Genomic DNA, 19437 nt, shown 5'->3' with positions numbered 1-19437 from the left:
TATGTCAGTTCGATGACTGCCGGAAAGGACGCGGGCACCTTTCGGTGCCCGCTTCGCTCATTCAATGACCCGACGACAGCGCGGCGCCTGAAGTACGGTGCTTCCCCAGGCGGTCAACCAAGGTCTCATTTGCATCGTTGAGACCGGACACTTCAACGGTCGCTCCGTGCTCGCGCAGCTTCATCACGACCCTGTCGAGCGCATCAACGGCGGTCAGGTCCCAGAAGTGGGCGTTCTCCAGATCGATTTTGACGTTCTTGGGGGCATCCAGGTAGTTGAAGCTGCTCACGAACTGGCCAGCGGACGCAAAGGACATGCGCCGCGCCCCTATGTCCGCTATCGGCCAAAAGCAGACACTCAGAGGATCAGTAGTTGTCCACAGTTACTTGGGCGCTTCAGTGTCTTGGTGGGCGTGAGCCTACTGGTGCACCTTAGATGAGGCGGAGTTGGTCCGGTTGGAGAGCCAGACGGCATGATCTGCGTAGTTCCGAACGTGACAGACAGCGCAGGATTTTATCCACTCCTCCAAGTAGTGCTGGCGTGCTCATGTGCACGCCAATGGCGGAGGACGTGTAGCGACGGGGTTGCGTGCCCGCGATGATCTGCCCGAGTTGGACCTCGCTCTGTAGGCTTCAATTGGCTGGTCCACCGTGACCATTGAGCGGCCCTCTGAGATCGTACTCATTGACCGGGTGGCCTGCGGTGTTCAGCGTCGGATGCTGCCTTACATGGACAAGGCGATTGGCAACCAGATGGTCGATACCGGCTGCAACATCGCGGGGAGCTAGGGACATGGCCTCCACGAGCTTCCGGTGGGAGATGAGCGTCTTGGAGCTGCCCTTCGAGCGGCTCTCGAGGAGCTTCAGATAGATCTTGAACGCAGCCAGGACCGTCACGCCTCGATTTGGCAACTGCTGCATGGCCTTGGTTGCAAGGTCCGCTGGCACCTTGGTCCAGCGCGTGTTCTCCGCACTAGGGACCTGAGTGAAGCGATTGCGATAGCCGCTGTTGTCAAAATTCAAAACGCCTCTGTCCGCCAGAGTCTCCACAGCTGGCAGGAGCATTGGACGGGACAGGCCCGTCAGGTGAGTCAGGCGATCATTGGTGATTTCGCTTGATCGGGTAGTGAAGTCCACCTCGATCGCTACCGCGATGAAGACCTTCATCGCAGCGATGTGCCTCCCGGTCAGCTTGTTGGCTCCGCCTCGTAAGGGGCCGAGGGCCAAGGGCCCTACAGGCCATGAAGGGAAGCTGCCCCAGGCGCTCACTTGTCATCCTTATTACGAATGATCTTGCCGAGGATATGAAGGACCTTCCAAGCCACTGCAAAAGCGCAGAGAGCCAGGACAAAAATTGCGCATGCGGCCGGGTTGATGGCGCCAAACTGCTGGAAGAGCTGTTCCACAGTAATGTTCCACGGAATGGGGAGTGCTTTAAATTAGAGAGCACGCCCATTGGAGCATCTAGATAGAGCGATCATCGATATCTTGCGCCAATGAGGCGCAAGGCCTTGGTACATAAGGATCTAATGGGATCACTCGGCGAAAAAACATAGTAAACGAGAAAGCATCAGATGGTCCGGTCGTTTACTGTCCAAGCCCTCGGAATCCCCGAAATGCGCAAAATTTGCTCCTCACATCTGGTCGACGGCGGCTTCCCAATAGCCGGGAGCGGGACCAGGGGCGGCGCAAATTGCTTCATGCCTACCGCCGATTCCGCCCGCAGCACCTCCTGGCGCAACTCAATTGACAGTGTCTGAGGCGGAAGGGCAAAAGCTGTGGTAGGGAATTTCTGACTGGATTTGGCCCAAATCCGGCTTCGGCAAGGAATTTTCGCTGACGATTGCGCAAAATTGAGCACTTTTGGAGGAATTTATCTCGGATGTTTGCCGACTTTGGCCGGACTTCGGCGAGGATCTCCACTCGCACTGGCCAAAAGTAATACCCCGTCCGAATGGCCCTAGGAGGCGCTGTGTGCAATTCCAAAGCAATTGCTAATCAGGATAAGTTGGTGGGGCTGGAATCGCCGCTACGGGCCAAATAGACGGCTTAACGTTAAGATTTTTTCTCGACTTACCGAAATCGCTTGACTGAACCGAGTCGCCTCGGTTAATGTTCGATCAAGGGTGTGATACGCCCACGAAAAAACCCCCGCTGTTTAGGGCGAGGGTCAGTTCTTTAACAATGTAGACGTCACCGAGGGTCGCGTTAGAGCGCGATTCCTAGGTAACAAGGCCGGGGACAGGAGCGAGTGCCAGAGGGGACTCACCTGTCAGACTGCCAAGTACCGTCTTGTCGTTTGGCTTCGACTGGACAATGGTTCCACGGTTGACCGAAGTGTGTCAATAACACGCCCGGGCGACTTGGAGCTCTCTTGGCGAGACCGCGCTCCTCTCACCTTCTCCGAAGGAGAGAGCTATGCGTACCAAGAATGTACCGGTACGTGCTTACACCCGCCGTCGATTCGGCCGTGTGGAACACGTCATCCGTCATTACCGCTCCCATCCGCGCCGTTAAGGGCTGATAGGAAGGCCCCGGACCCAGTCGTTGGGTCCGGGTGCCCAGGACTTGGAGCAGAGCATCTTCTGGAGAGATCTCGCAAAAAGGATCAGATATGTCCAGTAAGAAGGGCCCCGCGGACTTCCGCAGCTCGGAGACTGGCCGGTTTGTGACCGAGCGCTTCGCGGAGAACCACCCGCGCACCACTCAAAAGGAACACAACCGTCCGTCGCCGCAGCCCACCAAGAAGAAGTGATGATGAATGAAGGGCCCGCATTGCTGCGGGCCCTTTTTTTTGGGGTGCAGCTCACGCCGGCGCATCCGCCACCGTTGGAAGTCTTTTCCCACTCGGGGCGGCCGAACCTGGTCAACGTGGCCAGTCCCGCCTCCACCATCCTCGAAACCAGCAAATGGATTGCCCCGATGCCCATCAAACAAACGCGCGGTCCTCAGGTCGGGAGGTGCAACATCTGTGGCGAGGTCGGCCCACTTACCGTGGATCACTGTCCACCCAAGGGATGGGCCCCGCGCGTTCCATTGCGCGTCTCCGAAGTAATGGCTCCCTATCGCGACGGGTCAAAGTTCCGGTACCAGAAGTTCAACAATGGCGTTCAGTTCAGATCACTCTGCGAGCATTGCAATCGAGACATCCTCGGTACCCGCTATGACCCTGAATTGATTTCTTTGGTGGAGAAGGTGACGGCGCTAACCACGTCAGTACTTCACATTCCGGCTCTCCAGTACGTGCGCGTACGACCCCAACGCATCATGCGCTCGGTGATCGGCCACCTGTGTTCCCAAGGCGTTGATCGGTTCAACAAGGGGGAGCTGACAGACGTACTGAAGAACTACCTTACCGATCCCTCGGCAAAATTCCCCAATTCCCTGAGCCTGTGCTACTGGCTTTTCCCGCATCCAGGCGTCGTGCTGACCAGGGACTACTCCATCACACATCTGGGGTACGGTAGCGCGAGCATGCTCTGGATCATGAAGTGCTTCCCGCTGGGGTTCGCACTGATCAATAGAGGGTACGCGTTTGACGGTGTGACACCTCAAATGGTGATGGACGACTTCGGGGATCTTGGTGACGATGATCTGGCTGAGCTTCCGATCGCTCTCATCAATTATCCCCCGCGCCACTTCCCCGAGCACCCAAGCCGTAACTCGGCGATCCTTGCAGGCCCTCAGTCCACCATGGCAAACGCCAGTCCTCCCAGGCCATTAGACCTTTTCAGGTTAAAGAAGTAGCAGACTGCGGCGCAGTCCTGAGCTGCGGGTCAAGCCATGAAGGACTGATGGAAGATCGTGCTCCGATGAGCCGACTGGCGGTCGACACTGTTCCGCACGTCTGACAGTGCATTTGTTAGATCCATGTAGAGGTGCTGGCCGCTGCCGATCGCCTGGAGTGCTGAGTCTCCCGACAAATTCTGGTCTGGTGACGGAAGAACCGAACCCCTGCCTAAGCTCAGCCGGCATGACCGATAGGAAGAGGCTAGGCGCGGAACCGTGGCCTAACCACCAGATCTCCGGCTGCAGCCTGAAATCCGCTCGCGGAATTTTGAAGCAATAAATACTGCGAATCGCCCAGCTTCATGTAGACAATCGCTACCCGCCCCTGGGCGCCCGCTTCCGGCCAAAAGCGGGCGCGACTCCAAAGCGCACCTCATTCATGCCGAGCACGGACGGACGCCTTCGATAGGGGCGAGTATGCGCCTACTACTCTCGCGGCGTCGCACGGCGTCTACTCCTCTTCCCGAGGTTAAGCATCGCCATTGGACTCACCTTGGGCGCCGGAATCAACTGCATGAGTTCGGTTTCCAAGCCTAGCGCCTTTAGGACACTGACGAGCGTGACCAGGTTGGAGCCGCCACCACTCTCCAGTTGGGCCAATGCCCGTCGGGACACACATGCCTTATCGGCCAAATAGGCTTGCGTTAGGTTTGCAGCGAGCCGCCGGTGCCGGATGCGCTCTCCTAGTACCTTAACGATTTCAAAGGGTGTGCGTAAGGGAAACATGTTCATATGCGCGGGGTTCTGCTCATTGTTCTAGCAATTGGAGTTCTACGAGCGCATTTAATCCCATTAGGATCCCGTGCGACGGGCCGCGACGCTTCACTGTGCTGACTCGCTGCAGCTTGGACAGCCCGAGGGCGAGCGTTTCGTTAGAGCTAGCCAGGCACAGCGCAGTGCGCAGTGCGCAGTGCGCAGGAGAAATTCTGTGGCATATCTCAGGTCTATCGACTACGCGCGACCGATGGCTGCGCCTTGGCTACGGGAATAGGTGCGGGAGTTGCATCTCAGTCCGACGGTTGAATTGCGAATAGGGTATCTTTCGAAGATCTCCTGTAAGAGGACGGCAGTATGACCAGACCAAACTCTGTGGAACAGAAGGCACTGGCAGCTCTTGATCGTCTCGCAAAGGGACAGCCTACTAATGAGCTACTGAAGTTCAAACTGGCTGCGGGACACCGGATCATCACGCCCACTTCCGTCGCGGTGGAGGCCGGTGTGAACAGAGGCAGCTTTGGGTCGAGGCACGCTCGGCTTGGACATGTCTGGCTTAAGATTCAAGAGGCGGCCGAGGAAGAGAGACGAGGCTCGGTGACGGAGGAGCTCGCCAAGCTCCGGAGCGAGAATGCTCGACTAAAGGCCCTTCTATATAAGGCCAATGTCTACAACGCTTCTCTTCAGCTTGCGGTCTCCCGATTGCAAAAGCGCCCTGGCAATAGAATTGAAGAGAATAATGTCGTCAACTTTCGGAGGAACAATCGGAACCGTCCCCGCTAGCCTGCGAAATCATCTTCAGAACCGTTCTGCTCTGAAGAACTCGTTTTGCGGCGATCTTTGACGTCTGATGCTTCGGCCTAGTTCGCTGCGCCTCGACAATCACTTGATTCTTCTGAAGACGAGCCTCCCAGAAATCCCGATGTTCCGGCAGGATGATGCAGCACTTGCAGCCCGCACAGAGCCCCGGAGACCGAACGGCGAAATTCGGTGCGGAGCGAACCGCGAGCAGACCTGCTTCCGGCTTGCAGCTCGAGTGGCCGGGCAAGACGTCAATAAGACAGCTTGCGTAGGTCCCCGTCCAGATCCTGAGGTCGATCTCCTGTACGTATGCTACGGCCCTTTCGATCAAGGATTCACCTTCGCAGTCGTTCAAGGCTCTACTCATTGACTCTGCATGCTGTGCAAGCAGCCTCTGTGCCGGCCCTCCTCCGATCGGTTTTCCGAGCGTGATCTGGACGAGAAATCGAGATGTTTCCATAACTCTCTCTCCCTCCAGGTTCTCAAGCAATGCAGCGTCATTCCCGATGTAACCCTGATCGGTGATCTGCTCGCTCATATGCCGAAAATGTGTGCGTAGCGCGGGCATCAGCTCTGGCTTTGAACGGAACACATATTGCGCAAACGTTATCCTCCATCGTTGCGGACGCAGCGAGCGCACCTCATACATCGCCTGCTCTAGATCGATGCCCCGCTTCTTGATCAGCGCCTCGACGGCGAACTCCCGCTGCATCAGCGAGTTTCTGGATGCGGTCATTCGTCCAACCCCGTCGGCGGTGTGCGGCAGCGACTTGCCGTGGACAAAGCTCAGCATCAGAGCGGTTGAGCCCGCGAGCGCTCTCCAAGGTGCCATCAGGCGCACCAGCACATCAATTGCTTTCACCGGAAGCGGTTGGTGATCTGTTCCGAGAGGGCGCAATCCAGCGGTCCACTCATGGGGAGTTGCTTCTCTCTTGGCGGAGATACCGCAAATGGAGAACACCTCCATCAGCCCATCCAGGGAGGCGACTGACCTAACGATGCCGTGCTGTAAGGTCGAATCATGGTCGAGGGATAGCCCGATTAGCTCATGCGCTCGAATACCGGTGCAGCCTTGCAGCAACGAACTGCAAGCGCTCTCCGTCATGAGGATCAGTCTTCTAAGGCTCTGGAGGCCACTTACTTCGTACTCGTCCCCAGACTCCGAAGTGCGGTCGGTCGGGGTCAACGGCTCATGCCACGGGGTTTGGCTGCTTGGGATCAGACTCATCTGGAAATTCTCGATGTGCCGCCTGATCTTACGAAGCTGACTGGTCCGCCTTAGTCCGGTGAGCTGCCTCGCCTTGATGAGCATTGGGATGATTTCACCCTGGAGTCTGATGACATCTTCCGAGCCGTACTCAATCCACTCGCTTGCGTAAGAGAGAATGGGCACTGCGATCTCGTCCGGGATCGGCATCAGCCCGCCCGTGCGAGCGAGCCCAAGCGGACCTGTAACAACATCGTATGTTCTCCTTCCGTCGAACGGAGCTTCGCACGGAGCCTCTCCGCCTCGCTCGCGGAGACTAGCCGCCATTTCATGGATCTGGGTGAGAGGGTGAATCAGCTTGTAAGCGGTGGCATGTGTCCATGACCTGTCTTTTCCAATACTGGTTCCGCCAGCCATGTACTGCTCTTCTAGATCCTCAACGTACTGCCAACTGAGAGCCGTGGATATATCAAATAGGGAGATGATGTCGTTCTTGCCCATGAACTTCACCAGCTCCTTAAGCCCCATATGTGTCGCGGGTATGGAACCGACCGTCATCCGCACCGCGTCCTCGACGATGGCGGCTTTAAGAAAGCATTTCAGCTCGGAGAGCAGTCTGCGATGCTTGCGATCCGTCAAACGCTCTCCCCGAATGACCGGAATTGACCAGTCAACTTCTACGACATCCTTAGACTGGCCGACCGTAGTTTGAGTGAAGATCCACAGATCGCTTTCGTAGCTGACTTGGAATGCGGGGTGCAGGCTCTCTTGGGCCGCTCTTTTACGTTCTTTGGCGGGGGGCATGGGGTTGAATCCTAGAGATGGACTTTTCGTGCAACTTGTTTCACAACTACTCGAGCGCCGGCAACGGGGCCAGAATGATCGTCGTCGCTAGATCTCTGTTCACCTCATTGCTCACTGCGGGTATCCACCAATCACGGAGCGCGGCGTAGGCGTGCTGGAATTTTATTCTCCATATCTCGCCCCCCAATTCCGCCCTCGCTTCCTCGTAGAGCTCCTGCAACTGAAGGAACCGTGCCAATGCGTATGCTTCGTTTGTGTCTGCGGCAGCATGTGGGCACGCAGGGCACGCTCCATAACTAGTGCATAGCTTTCCATCACGCTGCCCTGGTTGGGGACTTTCATAGGGATCGGCGCAGAGGAAGCCTGGAGTGGTGGCCGTGCGCTCCCGAGAGCTGGAGGAAGAGCGGGTGTCAATCTTCCCGTTGGACGTCACCCAACGTTCGTGTACCGACATCGCCCCCCCAAGCTGCTCCCTCTGTCGGAGCTGCATCTTATTGGTCTGGTAGCTGTCTTGGGCAGTAGAAATGAGGCGATGACCAAGCATTGCCCGAAGTTCGAATGCGTCGCCGTCAGTCAGCCCATCAACAGCCTGGGAGAACGCGAGTCTGTTGGCGCGCGTTCCGCAATACTTGAGTCCCCTCCGCTTGCAGAACAGCGTGATGTATCCAGTAATGCGCGTGTTCACGTCGTCTGTTCGTGCCGAGTACGAGTCGATAAGCATGCCTCGGCGCGCATGCCTTCCCCCTTCGGATACGGCGTGAAGAAAGAAGTCTTCCGCCAGCTCGCCGACGGCGTACTCTCTTATACGGCTCGTCCAATCCAGTATGAATCGAATCAGTCGTTCAGGTGCCAACGGATGATCGCTAGCCGGAAAGACTGCCCGCTGAGGCACACCTTTTATTGACTGGCTGGCGCGTATCTTTGACGATTTGATTACTGTCCTTTTCTGGCCAAGCGGATAGTGCTCCGAGATACCGCCGAGTGTCAGTGTTCGAAGGGGCTGCTCGTTGAACCCCGAATGCATGGCCAAAACCAGGAAGAATGGAATGAGATCGCCGCCAATCGGATGAGCTAGCTTTCTCAGGTGGAAGTAGTCGCTCTCACTGATTTTCTTGACTCCAGGAAGTTGGCGGACCTGCGACTGGCGAGGCAGATGCCCGTCGAAATCTGTCAAGATCTGGGCAACTGCCTGGGCCGGATCGGTCAGATCCACAGCGCCGCCCTTCTTCTTTCGCGTTATGGCGGTGCGGACTCGGTCTAATTGCGGCCAAACCTCATCCATGGTCAGGATGCACTCCTCGATGGCTGCCCTCATGACAGCAGCCCATGCCGCACTGTCCAGTTCCTTTGGCTTAGACTTCCTAGGCACTCCGGCGAACGGCTTCGGCGGAATCCGAATTGCCTCCCACTTCGGATCCATTTTATGGAGCTGAAGCACTATCTTCTTGAACGCGCCGTAGTAGTGGCGTTGTGTCTCCACCGACAGTGCGACCGGGTGGTCAGCGTCTCGCCCTTTCAGATATTCCAGGAAAGCCATTCCCAGTCCTGTCGGGATCGCGCCTGGTACGTCTATCTTTACTCCTTTGAGGGCAAGATATTGGCAAAAGCCGCTTGCGATGTTGCCGGCGGCTGACGCGCGAGTTGATTCCCTGCTACTCCTATAGGCTATGCAGTACGCCTCGGCGAACACTTTCGCCACCTCACCCATGCTTTTCCACCGGCTGAGGTTGACGATGTTATCCCGCAGACCCTCTGCACGCCTGAACACTGCTTCCAATCGTCCTGGGCGCTCAAGGACTGACCAATTCTTTGTGGATCGGACGTCGTCCTTTTCTGCTAGTGCATGCCTTAGCTGAGCGGTCCTCTTTCCTGCCATGTCTGGTTCCAACTGAGGTGTTGTTCGGTCAGAGGGAGCGTTGCCTACGCAGTTGTCCCCACGGGTTAAGGCCTAGCTCGAGCTGTGCTCTTGAAGTCAGTTTTGAGGCGGACCGATTCGCATGAACGGCTGAGCTTCAATGTGCAACCGGATCGATTCCCTGGTTTCGCTTTCAAACGCGTTTGCGCTTCGGAGATAAATGGCTTCGGTGGTGTCTCGAAGGGTGTGCCCTAGCACGGATTGAACATATTTGATCGCGTCCCTATCTCCTTGCGCACGTTTTTCCATGTATGTGTAAAGCGCGAAGGTATGTCGAAGCGCATGGATCGTGATCCGCTCGCGCAGCGTTGACTCATATCGAGCGAGTTCCCCCCCTTTGGACAGTCGGCTGAGGAGCATGTCTCTGGCAATCGCGAAATGACGGTCGAACATCTGCGGCGTTATCGGATTGCCGACATGCCTGCGATCGTTGGTGTCAAGAACGAATAGGAAACCATGATCCTCTCGATTGTCGTGGCGACACCGGAGGTTAACGAGCCGCTGTCTGACGTCTTCCGCATAGCGCTTCAATGCATCTATTAGCCACACGGGCACGGGTACGTTCCGTCTCTTCTTTCCTTTGCCAATCACGGAGATGGCTACCGCGCTCAGCGGATCTCGCCTGTCCGTTCGGATTGCGAGGATCGTTGCCGCCTTGAGACCGCACACTTCTGCCCTTCTCAGGCCAGCGTTGTAGCAGAGCTCGCCCATCAGTCGCTGGGCGGTGGTGGCTGATGCCAGTTCAAGAAGTCCCTGATGCTCCACCACCGGCGTAGGGCCCAGTCCATCAAGGATCCCAGTGACAGTCTCAGGATGCAGCGCGGTAATCAGTTCGTCCGGATCGTTCAGTCGCGGCAGGTCGACGTCGATGTCCAGGATTTGGGTATCACCCCGCTTTGTAGGCTTGGTGACGATAGGTGGCGGCTTCTTGAGGTAACCGCGCTTTGCGCAGAAGGCGACCAGCTTGGTCACCGATGACCATCGCCGATGGATGGTTGCCGCAGCTAGCTTCTCGTGCGTCACCACCGAGTTCAGCTCAGTCAATGTGAGCGCGTAGCCTTGGAGAAGTTGCTCGTCGGTGTCCGCCATGCACTTTCTTCTGGCGTCCAGAAAGTGATGGTAGTCCGTTAGGTCAGCCGCAATTGCTGCTGCCGTATTCTCACTGCAGGATAACTTCGGCTCAGGCCCAACAGTGAGATGTGAGTCTGCGAAGAATTCGAAGGCAGGGAGAACGAGTGAACCACTGGACCTGCTAACCAAGAAACAGAACCCTTTCGGGAGCGGCACGCCGCGCGCCGGGTTCCCCTCTGGCTGCGCGGGCGGCTGCGCTTTGACCGTGCAGATTTCAGCGTCGTAGTTCATGGCGCCGAAAGCTACCAGACGCGCAAATTTCTTTTTTGGTCGTGAGCCTAATGGTACGTTAACAAACTAAAGGATTCTTATTATCATCTAAAGCTCTTTCGTAATCATTGCTTTACGCGCGACCGTGAGCCTACTGGTACGGTGAATGTGAAGAAGCGTCGTGAGAACTGATCGCCGAACTGCGCAAACTCTGCTTTCGCTTGTCGTTTCTAGTGCGTTTGAGAGGGAGTCTGGATCGATAGGTGCGGTGGCAGCTCGCCACCGAAGACCCACCGCACACTCGGCATGTTGCGATCGCTGGAACTACTCTCCTCTTCGTCAGGGTTGCTACTTACGCCTGCACGAAGCCAGATGCGTCGGGGATCTAGCGAAGGATCTCGACAGTATTCATAGTGGCTGCTCGCCGGTCGTTTCCTGTGGCGCGTCATGAGCCTGTATTTGTCTGACGCGCGACTTTACGCGGTCAAATGCCTGGTGCAGCGCGTCGTCCTCAGGCGAGTAAGGTGAACCAAAGAGCGGTATCTCTATCCACAGGTGCTCCTGTCCCACGTGGACGTAGGGTCTGTAGTCATCAAGCAGAAGTGCATCTCCAAGACGATCGGAGACGTAAAACAGGTCCTTCGTCTTGCCGGACCAATCAATGTAGCGAAGACCCGCGAACCATGCCGGAGCACTTCCTTCGCTGATCAGCACATCCGCTATTCGTCGCGCTAGGTTCTCGGGAACCGTGGTGAAGAGCACAAGCTCCTCAAACTGCGATCGGACATCCTCCAGAAACTGATACAGACCGGGGCGAGGAATCTGGCTGACTGCGTTAGAGATGAGCGTCCCTTCCAGGTCCAGCGCGAGTATTGTTGGCGTCATGGGAAGCTCCTACGTACGTTTCGGGAGCCAACATTGCCGCTTCGGCGGCTCGCTGTCCATCGCGTGACCCTACTGGTACGGGTTTTGTATCTGAGGCCTAGACTTTGCCAAAGGCACTCTACTGCCGCTGTATCGCTTCTGACACTTCTATGGGCCAACGTGAGGTATGAACAATCCTTGCCTCCTGCAGCTGCTCCTGTAGGATTTGACGCTTGGTGAGCTGGGACACTTCCTCCCATTCGTTCCGGAAAATGTAGGTGGCATTGCCAGTCTCGGGGCTTTCGAGTACGTACCGCCGCCTACGCGTAAATCCAAAGACAATGTACTCGCTAAATCCGCCTAGCCCGACTGCCATGAAGTCAGGTTCGTGGCGCGTGATTGTCCGAATGCGTTGCTCAGCGACAATGCGGTCGGCGTCCGTCAGCTGTACCAGATAGCTATCTAGTACTTGCATTGCTCTGTCGAATGGGAACGTCCCTGGAGGAAGAATGCGCCAATTGATCTTTTGGACTCTGACGGGTACCGCTAAGTTCGTATCGACGATATCAAAGCGCGGGAAGCACTCAAGATAAATGTTGAGAAGGTTCGCGATGATCTCTTCTGACTCTGTGCGGTCTATGACCCTTGTAACCATCGCAATACCACTGTCGGTCTCCACCGCGGTCAGGAATTCACCAGGTGGTGCGATGTGCTCCCTGGGATAGGCCTCGTAGGATCTTGTCTGACTACCGTGGTGGGTGTACCCATGCCAGTCCTTCCACGATGTATTGATCGATCGAGAATTGGTGATCATCGGAAGATCCCTTCTGATGATTTCTTTACCTCTGGCATTGAAGAGCGTCGCGGGCCCTTCGGCGCTGGGGACGATGGAGGCGCCCGCGGGCGGAACACTCTCAAATCCCAGAGTCGCCGCTTGGTCATCTGTGAGTGGGCTACTGAGGAGACGAAACTGTGGCAGCCGTTCAATTGTGTTTCGGTAGACTGATAGACCTCGCACTTGCTTGGGCATACGCTACTCCTTGCCATCAGGAAGCGGGATAACCAACTGATTGAAGAGCCTTCTGAAATAGCTACGAGGGAGATGCCGGTTCCTCTTAGGGAGATGGTATCAGTACTCGAGATCCTAATGATCCATGGCCCGGTAGGTACCGCTCCGACTCCGTCGGCTGCAGAATCTTGCTTCTGACGCCACGTTTTTAGTCTGGTTAGAAGAGTTGACCCTGCGGAGAGTTCTCCTTAGGAGGCTGAAACAGATGAGTGGCCAGGGCCGGCAGTCTAGTGAGTCCGAGTTCACGATGCTTCTTTTCAAACCGCTTGCGGATCAGGTCTGCCACTGGCCCGGTCCCGGACATTCTCGTGCCGAAGCTTGCGTCATACTCCTTGCCTCCATGCATCTGCCGCATCAAGCTGAGCACGTGCGCGGCCCGATCGGGGTAGTGCAGCTCAAGCCATTCTTTCCAGATGTCTTTGATCTCGTTAGGGAGCCTGAGGAGCACGTAGCCTGCGGCACGAGCGCCGTGGTCGTGAGCAGCCTGAAGGATAGCCTCTAGGTCATGGTCCGTGATCATGGGGATGACGGGTGCGATCAGAACCCCCACCGGCACTCCTGCCTCGTGCAGCTGATTCATTGCTCGCAGCCTGGCGTGGGGAGCGGCAGCTCTTGGTTCCAGTTTTGCCGATAGCTTCCTGTCCAGCGTAGTGACCGAGAAGTAGACAGTAACCAACCGATCCTTGGCCATCGACGCCAGCAGTTCGATGTCCCTGGTGATCAAGGCGCTCTTGGTGACGAAGCTCACCGGATGCTTGGCATCAGCAAGTATCTCAAGGCATTGGCGTGTAATTTGGTAATTCCTTTCAATCGGCTGATAGCCGTCTGTGTTTATCCCTAATGCGATCGGGGCGCACTTGTAGCTCGACTTGCTAATTTCTGCTCTGAGCCGCTCCGGGGCATTTGTCTTTGCAAACAGGCGCGTCTCAAAGTCTAAGCCTGGTGAGAGGCTTAAGTAGGAGTGAGAAGGGCGAGCAAAACAGTAAACGCACCCATGCTCGCAGCCGCGGTACGGGTTAACCGACGCGCTAAACCCAACGTCGGGGGATGAGTTGTGGCTGATCACCGTGCGCGCTCGCTCTTCCTGCACCTGAGTTCTCAGCCGTGGCGCGTCTCCCATCTCCTGGTAGACCGATTCCCAGCCATCGTCGACTCCCACTGTTGCAGTGGTATCGAAACGGCTTGGGACACGCGATGCGGCCCCTCTACCTTTGAGGGGAACTTGGGCCTTTCGAGCATCCTGTTCCATGACAACAACTTGGGAAGGTTGGGCCATTAGTATTATTGCTAACCACAACCACCGCAAGACCCTGAAATTCAGTTAGCTGTAGGCCATTCGGTCGTCTGGCGATAAGGTTTTGCCCAACCTTATCCACAGCTTTGACTGGTAATGCCTTGTCAGCTGCGTTGGCCATGGAGCGCTTTGGCTTCCGCCAGAAAGATCTGCATCAATGCCCGCGATCGACGTGTTGCTGCAGGCAGTGCAATGCCCAACTGTGCGCAGAGCGAAGTCGCGTATGCCATCTGTGCACCCGTGGGAGGCTTGATGTCCCAATCCGTTAGTTGGGGGATGAGCTTTGACAGCTCTTCTGCCAGGCGGTATTCGAAGCCTCTTGCTTGCCCTTCCTCTTCCTGCATTCGACGCACCTGCATTGCGACTTGCTCCCTGCCCATGGGAGAGAAGGGAAGCTCAAGAGTGAACTCCAGTTCCGGACATACGAGGTAAAAGTTCATGGGAAAGGTGAGTAGTACTTATAAGTAGACTACCTTTAGAGGCGTAGTCTTTAAAGTACTGGAACCACAAGCTGCTTCGTATGGTCGAGCATACGAACCAAGCGAAACTTGCAGATGTGATCCGCGCGCATCGTATTGATCTGGGTGTCAGCCAAGAGGCCTTTGCTGACCACATCGAGATGCACCGCGCGTACTACAGCAAGATCGAACGTGGTGAAAAGAACCTTACTCTCGCTACCTTGGAGCGGGTTGCTAAGGGCATGGGTACGTCGATGTCGGCCCTGCTACGCGCCGCAGGGCTCTAACTCTCTTTGCGGATCACGAAGGTTTGCGAACTCCTCCAAGACGAGCGTGTTAGCCGGCGCTGCGCATGCTCTGCCGAACGAAGTGTTCACTAATCCACCCTTAAGTACCTGATCTATATGAATTTCCCTAATGAACAATTAGGGGGTATTGATACAGCACTCGCAACCGCGGTAGGGATTCACCGATTGACTGAAGCCGACGTCGGGCGAGTTGTTGCGGGTGATGATGCTGCGCGCGGTTTCGGCGCGCACTTCAGTGCGCAGGCGCGGGGCAAGGAACTCATCGCTCTCGTCGACCGCCCAGCCGTCGTCCACCGCCTCGCTGACGGTGCTTTCAAAGCGCCCGGCAAGGTGGGACGTGGAACCTCGGCCCTTGATCGCAATACCCATTGCGGCAAGGTACGCCAAGGCCGTCTCAATGGCTGCGACGGCCGCCTGAAGGGTTCAGGGCGGTGCTGAGCCGAGCATGGGCTCGGCTCTACAGTTGATGCAGAGACCTTGTAGAGCCGAGCCTACGCTCGGCTGCAATGCATCAAAGCAACGCCAGGTACCCGCGCACCGTGGCATCCAGCCCGTCGTACAGCGCCTCGCCGATCAGCGCGTGGCCAATCGACACCTCCAGTACCTCTGGCACATTGGCCAGGAAATCGCGCAGGTTGTCCTGCGACAAGTCGTGGCCGGCGTTGACCCCCAGTCCCACCGCCTGCGCTCGTCGAGCAGCGGTCGCGAACAGTTCCAGCATCGCCGCAGCGTCGCCGGCCGCGTGCGCTTCGGCGTAGGGGCCGGTGTACAGCTCGACACGATCTGCACCGACTTTGGCCGCCTGCTCCAGCAGTGGGTTGCCCGCGTCGACAAACAGGCTGACCCGGCAACCCATCGCTTTCAGTTCGGCGATCAATGGGCGCAACCGCTCGGCATCGCGCTCCAAGTCGAAACCGTGGTCCGAGGTGATCTGGCCATCGCCATCCGGCACCAGGGTGGCCTGCGCCGGACGGGTCTGTTCGCACAGCGGCAGCAGCCCCGGGTAACCATCGCGCGGCGGCGCAAACGGGTTGCCTTCGATGTTGAATTCGACGCCACGCGCGCGGGTCAGCGTGGACAGGGCCAGCACGTCCTCGGCGGTGATGTGGCGACGGTCCGGCCGCGGGTGCACGGTGATGCCATGCGCACCGGCATCCAGGCAGGCCTGGGCGGCACGCACCACGTCCGGTTCGGCACCGCCGCGCGAATTGCGCAGGACGGCGATCTTGTTGACGTTGACGCTGAGCTGGGTCATGGAACGGAACTACTTGGAAAGAGGGGACGGATCGTGGTCGTTGGCGTCGTCGTTGCGGCGGGCCTGGGCCTGCTCGCGCAGGCGGCGCAGTTCTTCGGCATCGACCAGGGTGGCGGGATCGCGCTGCAGGTCACCGAAGCGGGCCACGTAGCGGCCGCGCACCCAGGCCAGCAGGAAGGCGAGGGCGGCCAGCAGGCACAAGCTCATCAGCCCGGCGCTGGGCGTCTTCAGGGCGAAGGCAAAGCAGCCCAGCGCCAGCAGCAGGTACAACCAGTACATAGTCGGGCTCCCCGGATGATCGCCGCAGTGTAGCGCTGCGTCAGAGCAGCGGCGAGGCCAGCCGGGCGAAGGCCTCGGGCAGGCGGTGCAGCCACAACGAGCGGCCGGCCTGGTCGTGCACCCGCGTGGAACGGTCGAATTCGCCCTGCAGCAGTTCGGCCAGCGCGGCGACGCGGTCACGGTCGCTGATCATCATCGACAGCTCGAAGTTCAGCCGGAAGCTGCGGTGGTCGAAGTTGGCGCTGCCGACGATGCAGACATCGTCATCGGCGATGAAGGCCTTGGTATGCAGCATGCGCGGGCCGTACTCGTAGATCTTCACGCCGGCGTGCAGCAGCTCATCGAAGTAGGAGCGTGCGGCCTGGGTGACGAACCAGGAGTCGCTCATCTTCGGCACCAGCAGGCGCACGTCCAGGCCGCCCAGCGCGGCCGAGGTCAGGGCCATCCGTGCCGCTTCGCCGGGCACGAAGTAGGGCGTGACCAGCCACACGCGCTCGTGTGCTTCCTGGATGGCTGCCACGTGCAGGCGGTGGATGGTTTCCCAGCCCGAGTCCGGGCCGGAGACCAGTACCTGCGCGTTGATCGCGCCATCGCCGCGTAGCGGCATGTCGGCCGGCCATAGACGAGCGATGTCCATCCGCGAGGGATCCTGTCCACTGGCGTACAGCCAGTCTTCGGCGAACACCAGCTGCAGGCTGCGTACCACGTGGCCGCGGATGCGCATGTGCAGGTCCCGATAGGCATCCGCCCTACGGCTCTCATCCTCGTCGTCGGTGATGTTGATGCCACCAGTGAACGCCAGGCGGCCATCGATGATCACCAGCTTGCGATGCGTGCGCAGGTTCAACCAGGGGCGCTTGAAGGGCTTCAGCAGCTGCCGTGGGTGGAACCAGATCGCTTCGCCACCGGCGTCGAGCAGCGGCTGCAGGAAGCGGCGGGGCAGGGCCGAAGATCCCACCGCGTCGAGCAGCAGGCGCACCTGCACGCCGGCCCGCGCACGTTCCACCAACGCGTCGCGCAAGGCGGTGCCGGCGTGGTCCGGGTTGAAGATGTAGTACTCCAGATGCACGTGGTCGCGCGCCTGCGCGACAGCTTCCAGCAAGGCCGCGTAGGTCGCCGCGCCGTCCACCAGCCAGGTCACTTCGGTGGCGCTGCTCGGCGCCAGTCCTGTCGTGGCCTGGGCGATCTTGGCCAGCTCGGTGCAGTCGGCATCGGGCGGGCAGACATCGCTGTAGTGCTCCATGCCCGAGCGTGCACGGCCTCGACGCAGCCGTTGCCGCTTCACCTTCTGCGGCCCCAGCAGGTAGTAGATGAAGAGCCCGAGATAGGGCAGCAGTGCCAGCGACAGGATCCAGCTCAGCGTGGCCACCGGCTCGCGCTTCTGCAGCATGATCCAGCCCGCCAGCGCGAACAGGTACAGCAGGTAGGCCACCGCCAGGATCGTGCCGAGGTGGGCGATGCCGTCGAGCCAATGGCGTAGGGAGTCGAAGAGGGCGAGCATCCGCCGATCATAGCGGGCGCGTGCTCCCTGTTGGGGTCAGATCCCTTTTCCGCAGGAAAAGGGATCTGACCCCGATGGGACCCCTCGGACACAAAAAAAGACGCCCCTGTTTCCAGGGGCGTCTGCAGTCGCGTCATGACTGTTGTGTTGCGGTGTAGCGTTTACTGCTGCACAAAACCGATCTTCTTCATCTGAGCATTCTTCGCGGCGGCCAGAACCTTGGCCATCACGTCGTACTCGGAATCCGGGCTGGCGTCGATGCGCAGTTCCGGCTGGTTGGTCGGGTCACGCTGGACCTCCTGCTCCATCCGCTGCTGCAGCTCGCTCGTATTGATCGGGCTGTTGTTCCACGAGACCTGGTTGCTGGCGTCGATCTTCAGTTCGATCGGCGGCGGCGGTTCGACCAGCTGCGGCGGTGGGTTGAGCACGCGCTGCGGCAGGTCCACGGCGATCGGGTACGTCATGATCGGCGCGGTCACGATGAAGATGATCAGCAGAACCAGCATCACGTCCACGAGGGGCGTGACGTTGATGTCTGCCATGGGGCCCTTGCCACCACCACTACTGAATGCCATGGCTTATTGCCCCTTTTCTTTGGTCGCGACGAAGCCGACGTCCAGCATGCCCTGCTCCTGCGCGACCTTGGTCAGGTCGTTGATGACGCGCATCTTGGTGGTGCGGTCACCACGCAGGTTCAGCGGCGGCTGCGGGGTCTGCTGGGCGGCGGTCGCCAAGCGCGACTCGAGAGTCTGCTTGTTGATTTCTTCGTCGTTCCAGTAGATCGAGCCGTCTTCCTTGACTGCCAGGGTGATCGGTCCGGAACGCTTTTCAGCGTCTTCCGGCTTCTGGATCAGGTTGGCTTCCGGCAGATCCACCTTGACCTTGTGGGACATCAGGGGCGCCGTGATGATGAAGATGATCAGCAGCACCAGCATCACGTCCACGAGGGGCGTAACGTTGATGTCGGCCATGGGGCCGCCGCTGTTACCACTACTGAAAGCCATAACGGGCTCCGTCTAGATCTTGGTGACTACTTACGTTCGTCGCTGGGTGACGCGCGCCGCAATTAGCGGACGCGCGAGCCGGTGGCGAAGAAGTCGTGCAGGTCGTGCGCGAAGGTATCGAACTTGCTGATGGTCGCGCTGTTGATCTTGCTGAAGAAGTTGAAGGCGAACACGGCCGGGATCGCGACGAACAGACCGATCGCGGTCATGATCAGCGCTTCACCCACCGGGCCGGCAACGGCGTCGATCGAAGCGGAGCCGGTGGCACCGATCTTGATCAGCGCGCCGTAGATGCCCCACACGGTACCCAGCAGACCGACGAACGGAGCGGTTGCACCGACGGTGGCCAGCAGGGTCATGCCCGACTGCAGCTTGTTGCTTTCGCGGGTGACGGCCTGACGCAGAGCGCGGTCGACGAACTCCGAACGGCTCAGGTTCTCACCGACGCCGCCGGTAGCACCGCCTTCAGCGCGCTGGTGGTGGGCAGCTGCCTGGGCAGCGTCCAGGGCGATCTTCGAGAACGGCTCGGAAGCCGGCTGCTCTTCCATCGCACGGATGGCGTCCTGCGCGTTCGGGGTGTCCCAGAACAGGCTGACGACGCGATCAGCGGCGCTCTTCAGGCGGGTAGCACGGAAGATGTTGATGACGGTCCAGTACCAGGACATGGCCGACATGGCGATCAGGGTCAGCAGCACGACCCAGGAAACCGCGAAATCACCCGGCTTGGTGGTCATTTCGTGGATCAGGTGCTCGAAGCCCATCTGCGACAGGGCGTTGGACGGATTGCCCCCGGCAGCAGCGGCGATGAAAATTTCCTGCAGCATGACGCTTACCT

21 protein-coding genes are annotated in these 19437 nt (G+C 58.5%); 3 read left to right on the top strand and 18 right to left on the bottom strand.

What is annotated here, in order from left to right; genetic code table 11:
* Positions 1 to 61 precede the first annotated feature (61 nt).
* From ACJ7C5_RS11755 to ACJ7C5_RS11745, 3 genes are all read right to left on the bottom strand, one after another.
* Entirely contained in the window at positions 62 to 316 is a 255-nt protein-coding gene (locus tag ACJ7C5_RS11755) for an STAS domain-containing protein (RefSeq protein ID WP_412703983.1), read from the bottom strand.
* Positions 317 to 632: 316 nt separating this feature from the next.
* Positions 633 to 1166 (bottom strand): hypothetical protein, encoded by a 534-nt coding sequence (locus ACJ7C5_RS11750; RefSeq protein ID WP_412703982.1) that lies wholly within the window; start codon positions 1164 to 1166, stop codon positions 633 to 635.
* Positions 1167 to 1264: 98 nt separating this feature from the next.
* On the bottom strand, positions 1265 to 1405 hold the full coding sequence (locus tag ACJ7C5_RS11745) for a hypothetical protein (RefSeq protein ID WP_412703981.1): 141 nt from the start codon (positions 1403 to 1405) through the stop codon (positions 1265 to 1267).
* A gap of 1208 nt (positions 1406 to 2613) precedes the next feature.
* Between ACJ7C5_RS11745 and ACJ7C5_RS11740 the strand changes: the two genes are divergently transcribed.
* The gene (locus ACJ7C5_RS11740; protein ID WP_412703980.1) at positions 2614 to 2754 is read left to right on the top strand and encodes a hypothetical protein; all 141 of its coding nucleotides are present in this window, start codon (positions 2614 to 2616) and stop codon (positions 2752 to 2754) included.
* 2 nt (positions 2755 to 2756) lie between these two features.
* Positions 2757 to 3746, top strand: coding sequence for a hypothetical protein (locus ACJ7C5_RS11735; protein WP_412703979.1), 990 nt, complete (start codon positions 2757 to 2759; stop codon positions 3744 to 3746).
* A 468-nt stretch (positions 3747 to 4214) separates the two neighbouring features.
* Here ACJ7C5_RS11735 and ACJ7C5_RS11730 read toward each other — a convergent pair whose 3' ends face one another.
* The 8 genes from ACJ7C5_RS11730 to ACJ7C5_RS11695 form a co-directional block, all read right to left on the bottom strand.
* A complete protein-coding gene (locus tag ACJ7C5_RS11730) occupies positions 4215 to 4514 on the bottom strand; it encodes a helix-turn-helix domain-containing protein (protein ID WP_412704038.1) in 300 nt (99 codons plus the stop codon).
* Between the two features lie 733 nt (positions 4515 to 5247).
* Entirely contained in the window at positions 5248 to 7314 is a 2067-nt protein-coding gene (locus tag ACJ7C5_RS11725) for a hypothetical protein (RefSeq protein WP_412703978.1), read from the bottom strand.
* Between the two features lie 46 nt (positions 7315 to 7360).
* Entirely contained in the window at positions 7361 to 9190 is a 1830-nt protein-coding gene (locus tag ACJ7C5_RS11720) for a hypothetical protein (protein WP_412703977.1), read from the bottom strand.
* A 96-nt stretch (positions 9191 to 9286) separates the two neighbouring features.
* The gene (locus ACJ7C5_RS11715) at positions 9287 to 10318 is read right to left on the bottom strand and encodes a tyrosine-type recombinase/integrase (protein ID WP_412703976.1); all 1032 of its coding nucleotides are present in this window, start codon (positions 10316 to 10318) and stop codon (positions 9287 to 9289) included.
* 660 nt (positions 10319 to 10978) lie between these two features.
* Positions 10979 to 11455: an NIF family HAD-type phosphatase gene (locus tag ACJ7C5_RS11710; protein ID WP_412703975.1), complete on the bottom strand. Its 477-nt coding sequence runs from the start codon at positions 11453 to 11455 to the stop codon at positions 10979 to 10981.
* Between the two features lie 118 nt (positions 11456 to 11573).
* Positions 11574 to 12464, bottom strand: a complete 891-nt coding sequence (locus ACJ7C5_RS11705) for a hypothetical protein (protein WP_412703974.1) — start codon at positions 12462 to 12464, stop codon at positions 11574 to 11576.
* A 196-nt stretch (positions 12465 to 12660) separates the two neighbouring features.
* Positions 12661 to 13752, bottom strand: coding sequence for a PA0069 family radical SAM protein (locus tag ACJ7C5_RS11700; RefSeq protein ID WP_412703973.1), 1092 nt, complete (start codon positions 13750 to 13752; stop codon positions 12661 to 12663).
* Positions 13753 to 13901: 149 nt separating this feature from the next.
* Positions 13902 to 14237: a hypothetical protein gene (locus ACJ7C5_RS11695; protein WP_412703972.1), complete on the bottom strand. Its 336-nt coding sequence runs from the start codon at positions 14235 to 14237 to the stop codon at positions 13902 to 13904.
* Positions 14238 to 14317: 80 nt separating this feature from the next.
* Between ACJ7C5_RS11695 and ACJ7C5_RS11690 the strand changes: the two genes are divergently transcribed.
* A complete protein-coding gene (locus ACJ7C5_RS11690; RefSeq protein ID WP_049452997.1) occupies positions 14318 to 14542 on the top strand; it encodes a helix-turn-helix domain-containing protein in 225 nt (74 codons plus the stop codon).
* Positions 14543 to 14680: 138 nt separating this feature from the next.
* On the opposite strand, the gene ACJ7C5_RS11685 is transcribed toward ACJ7C5_RS11690, so the two are convergent.
* The 7 genes from ACJ7C5_RS11685 to exbB form a co-directional block, all read right to left on the bottom strand.
* Positions 14681 to 14950 carry a hypothetical protein gene (locus ACJ7C5_RS11685; protein ID WP_412703971.1) on the bottom strand — a complete coding sequence of 90 codons (270 nt, stop codon included), beginning with the start codon at positions 14948 to 14950 and terminating at the stop codon, positions 14681 to 14683.
* A 124-nt stretch (positions 14951 to 15074) separates the two neighbouring features.
* Positions 15075 to 15818, bottom strand: a complete 744-nt coding sequence (locus ACJ7C5_RS11680; RefSeq protein WP_412703970.1) for a pyridoxine 5'-phosphate synthase — start codon at positions 15816 to 15818, stop codon at positions 15075 to 15077.
* Positions 15819 to 15827: 9 nt separating this feature from the next.
* Positions 15828 to 16097 carry a hypothetical protein gene (locus ACJ7C5_RS11675; RefSeq protein ID WP_088022968.1) on the bottom strand — a complete coding sequence of 90 codons (270 nt, stop codon included), beginning with the start codon at positions 16095 to 16097 and terminating at the stop codon, positions 15828 to 15830.
* A gap of 40 nt (positions 16098 to 16137) precedes the next feature.
* Positions 16138 to 17598 carry a cardiolipin synthase gene (gene cls, locus ACJ7C5_RS11670; RefSeq protein ID WP_412703969.1) on the bottom strand — a complete coding sequence of 487 codons (1461 nt, stop codon included), beginning with the start codon at positions 17596 to 17598 and terminating at the stop codon, positions 16138 to 16140.
* Positions 17599 to 17759: 161 nt separating this feature from the next.
* On the bottom strand, positions 17760 to 18173 hold the full coding sequence (locus ACJ7C5_RS11665; protein ID WP_005411740.1) for an ExbD/TolR family protein: 414 nt from the start codon (positions 18171 to 18173) through the stop codon (positions 17760 to 17762).
* Positions 18174 to 18176: 3 nt separating this feature from the next.
* Positions 18177 to 18569 carry an ExbD/TolR family protein gene (locus tag ACJ7C5_RS11660; RefSeq protein WP_005414972.1) on the bottom strand — a complete coding sequence of 131 codons (393 nt, stop codon included), beginning with the start codon at positions 18567 to 18569 and terminating at the stop codon, positions 18177 to 18179.
* A gap of 95 nt (positions 18570 to 18664) precedes the next feature.
* Positions 18665 to 19426 (bottom strand): TonB-system energizer ExbB, encoded by a 762-nt coding sequence (gene exbB, locus ACJ7C5_RS11655; RefSeq protein WP_005411738.1) that lies wholly within the window; start codon positions 19424 to 19426, stop codon positions 18665 to 18667.
* Positions 19427 to 19437: the final 11 nt, after the last annotated feature.

The organism is Nocardiopsis yanglingensis (genome assembly GCF_045809185.1).
In the GTDB taxonomy this organism is placed as follows: domain Bacteria; phylum Pseudomonadota; class Gammaproteobacteria; order Xanthomonadales; family Xanthomonadaceae; genus Stenotrophomonas; species Stenotrophomonas yanglingensis.
The sequence above is the reverse complement of the archived record's forward strand: the minus strand, read 5'-3'. Positions and strand labels throughout refer to the sequence as shown.

Excerpts from the sequence above, each read along its gene's own strand:
- ACJ7C5_RS11675 (WP_088022968.1), bottom strand. The coding sequence starts at position 16,097 with ATGTACTGGTTGTACCTGCTGCTGGCGCTGGGCTGCTTTGCCTTCGCC.
- ACJ7C5_RS11660 (WP_005414972.1), bottom strand. The coding sequence starts at position 18,569 with ATGGCCGACATCAACGTTACGCCCCTCGTGGACGTGATGCTGGTGCTG.
- ACJ7C5_RS11735 (WP_412703979.1), top strand. The coding sequence starts at position 2,757 with ATGAATGAAGGGCCCGCATTGCTGCGGGCCCTTTTTTTTGGGGTGCAG.
- ACJ7C5_RS11715 (WP_412703976.1), bottom strand. The coding sequence starts at position 10,318 with ATGGCGGACACCGACGAGCAACTTCTCCAAGGCTACGCGCTCACATTG.
- ACJ7C5_RS11755 (WP_412703983.1), bottom strand. The coding sequence starts at position 316 with ATGTCCTTTGCGTCCGCTGGCCAGTTCGTGAGCAGCTTCAACTACCTG.
- exbB (WP_005411738.1), bottom strand. The coding sequence starts at position 19,426 with ATGCTGCAGGAAATTTTCATCGCCGCTGCTGCCGGGGGCAATCCGTCC.
- ACJ7C5_RS11680 (WP_412703970.1), bottom strand. The coding sequence starts at position 15,818 with ATGACCCAGCTCAGCGTCAACGTCAACAAGATCGCCGTCCTGCGCAAT.
- cls (WP_412703969.1), bottom strand. The coding sequence starts at position 17,598 with ATGCTCGCCCTCTTCGACTCCCTACGCCATTGGCTCGACGGCATCGCC.
- ACJ7C5_RS11665 (WP_005411740.1), bottom strand. The coding sequence starts at position 18,173 with ATGGCATTCAGTAGTGGTGGTGGCAAGGGCCCCATGGCAGACATCAAC.
- ACJ7C5_RS11730 (WP_412704038.1), bottom strand. The coding sequence starts at position 4,514 with ATGTTTCCCTTACGCACACCCTTTGAAATCGTTAAGGTACTAGGAGAG.
- ACJ7C5_RS11710 (WP_412703975.1), bottom strand. The coding sequence starts at position 11,455 with ATGACGCCAACAATACTCGCGCTGGACCTGGAAGGGACGCTCATCTCT.
- ACJ7C5_RS11700 (WP_412703973.1), bottom strand. The coding sequence starts at position 13,752 with ATGGAACAGGATGCTCGAAAGGCCCAAGTTCCCCTCAAAGGTAGAGGG.
- ACJ7C5_RS11725 (WP_412703978.1), bottom strand. The coding sequence starts at position 7,314 with ATGCCCCCCGCCAAAGAACGTAAAAGAGCGGCCCAAGAGAGCCTGCAC.
- ACJ7C5_RS11720 (WP_412703977.1), bottom strand. The coding sequence starts at position 9,190 with ATGGCAGGAAAGAGGACCGCTCAGCTAAGGCATGCACTAGCAGAAAAG.
- ACJ7C5_RS11750 (WP_412703982.1), bottom strand. The coding sequence starts at position 1,166 with ATGAAGGTCTTCATCGCGGTAGCGATCGAGGTGGACTTCACTACCCGA.
- ACJ7C5_RS11740 (WP_412703980.1), top strand. The coding sequence starts at position 2,614 with ATGTCCAGTAAGAAGGGCCCCGCGGACTTCCGCAGCTCGGAGACTGGC.
- ACJ7C5_RS11690 (WP_049452997.1), top strand. The coding sequence starts at position 14,318 with ATGGTCGAGCATACGAACCAAGCGAAACTTGCAGATGTGATCCGCGCG.
- ACJ7C5_RS11705 (WP_412703974.1), bottom strand. The coding sequence starts at position 12,464 with ATGCCCAAGCAAGTGCGAGGTCTATCAGTCTACCGAAACACAATTGAA.
- ACJ7C5_RS11695 (WP_412703972.1), bottom strand. The coding sequence starts at position 14,237 with ATGAACTTTTACCTCGTATGTCCGGAACTGGAGTTCACTCTTGAGCTT.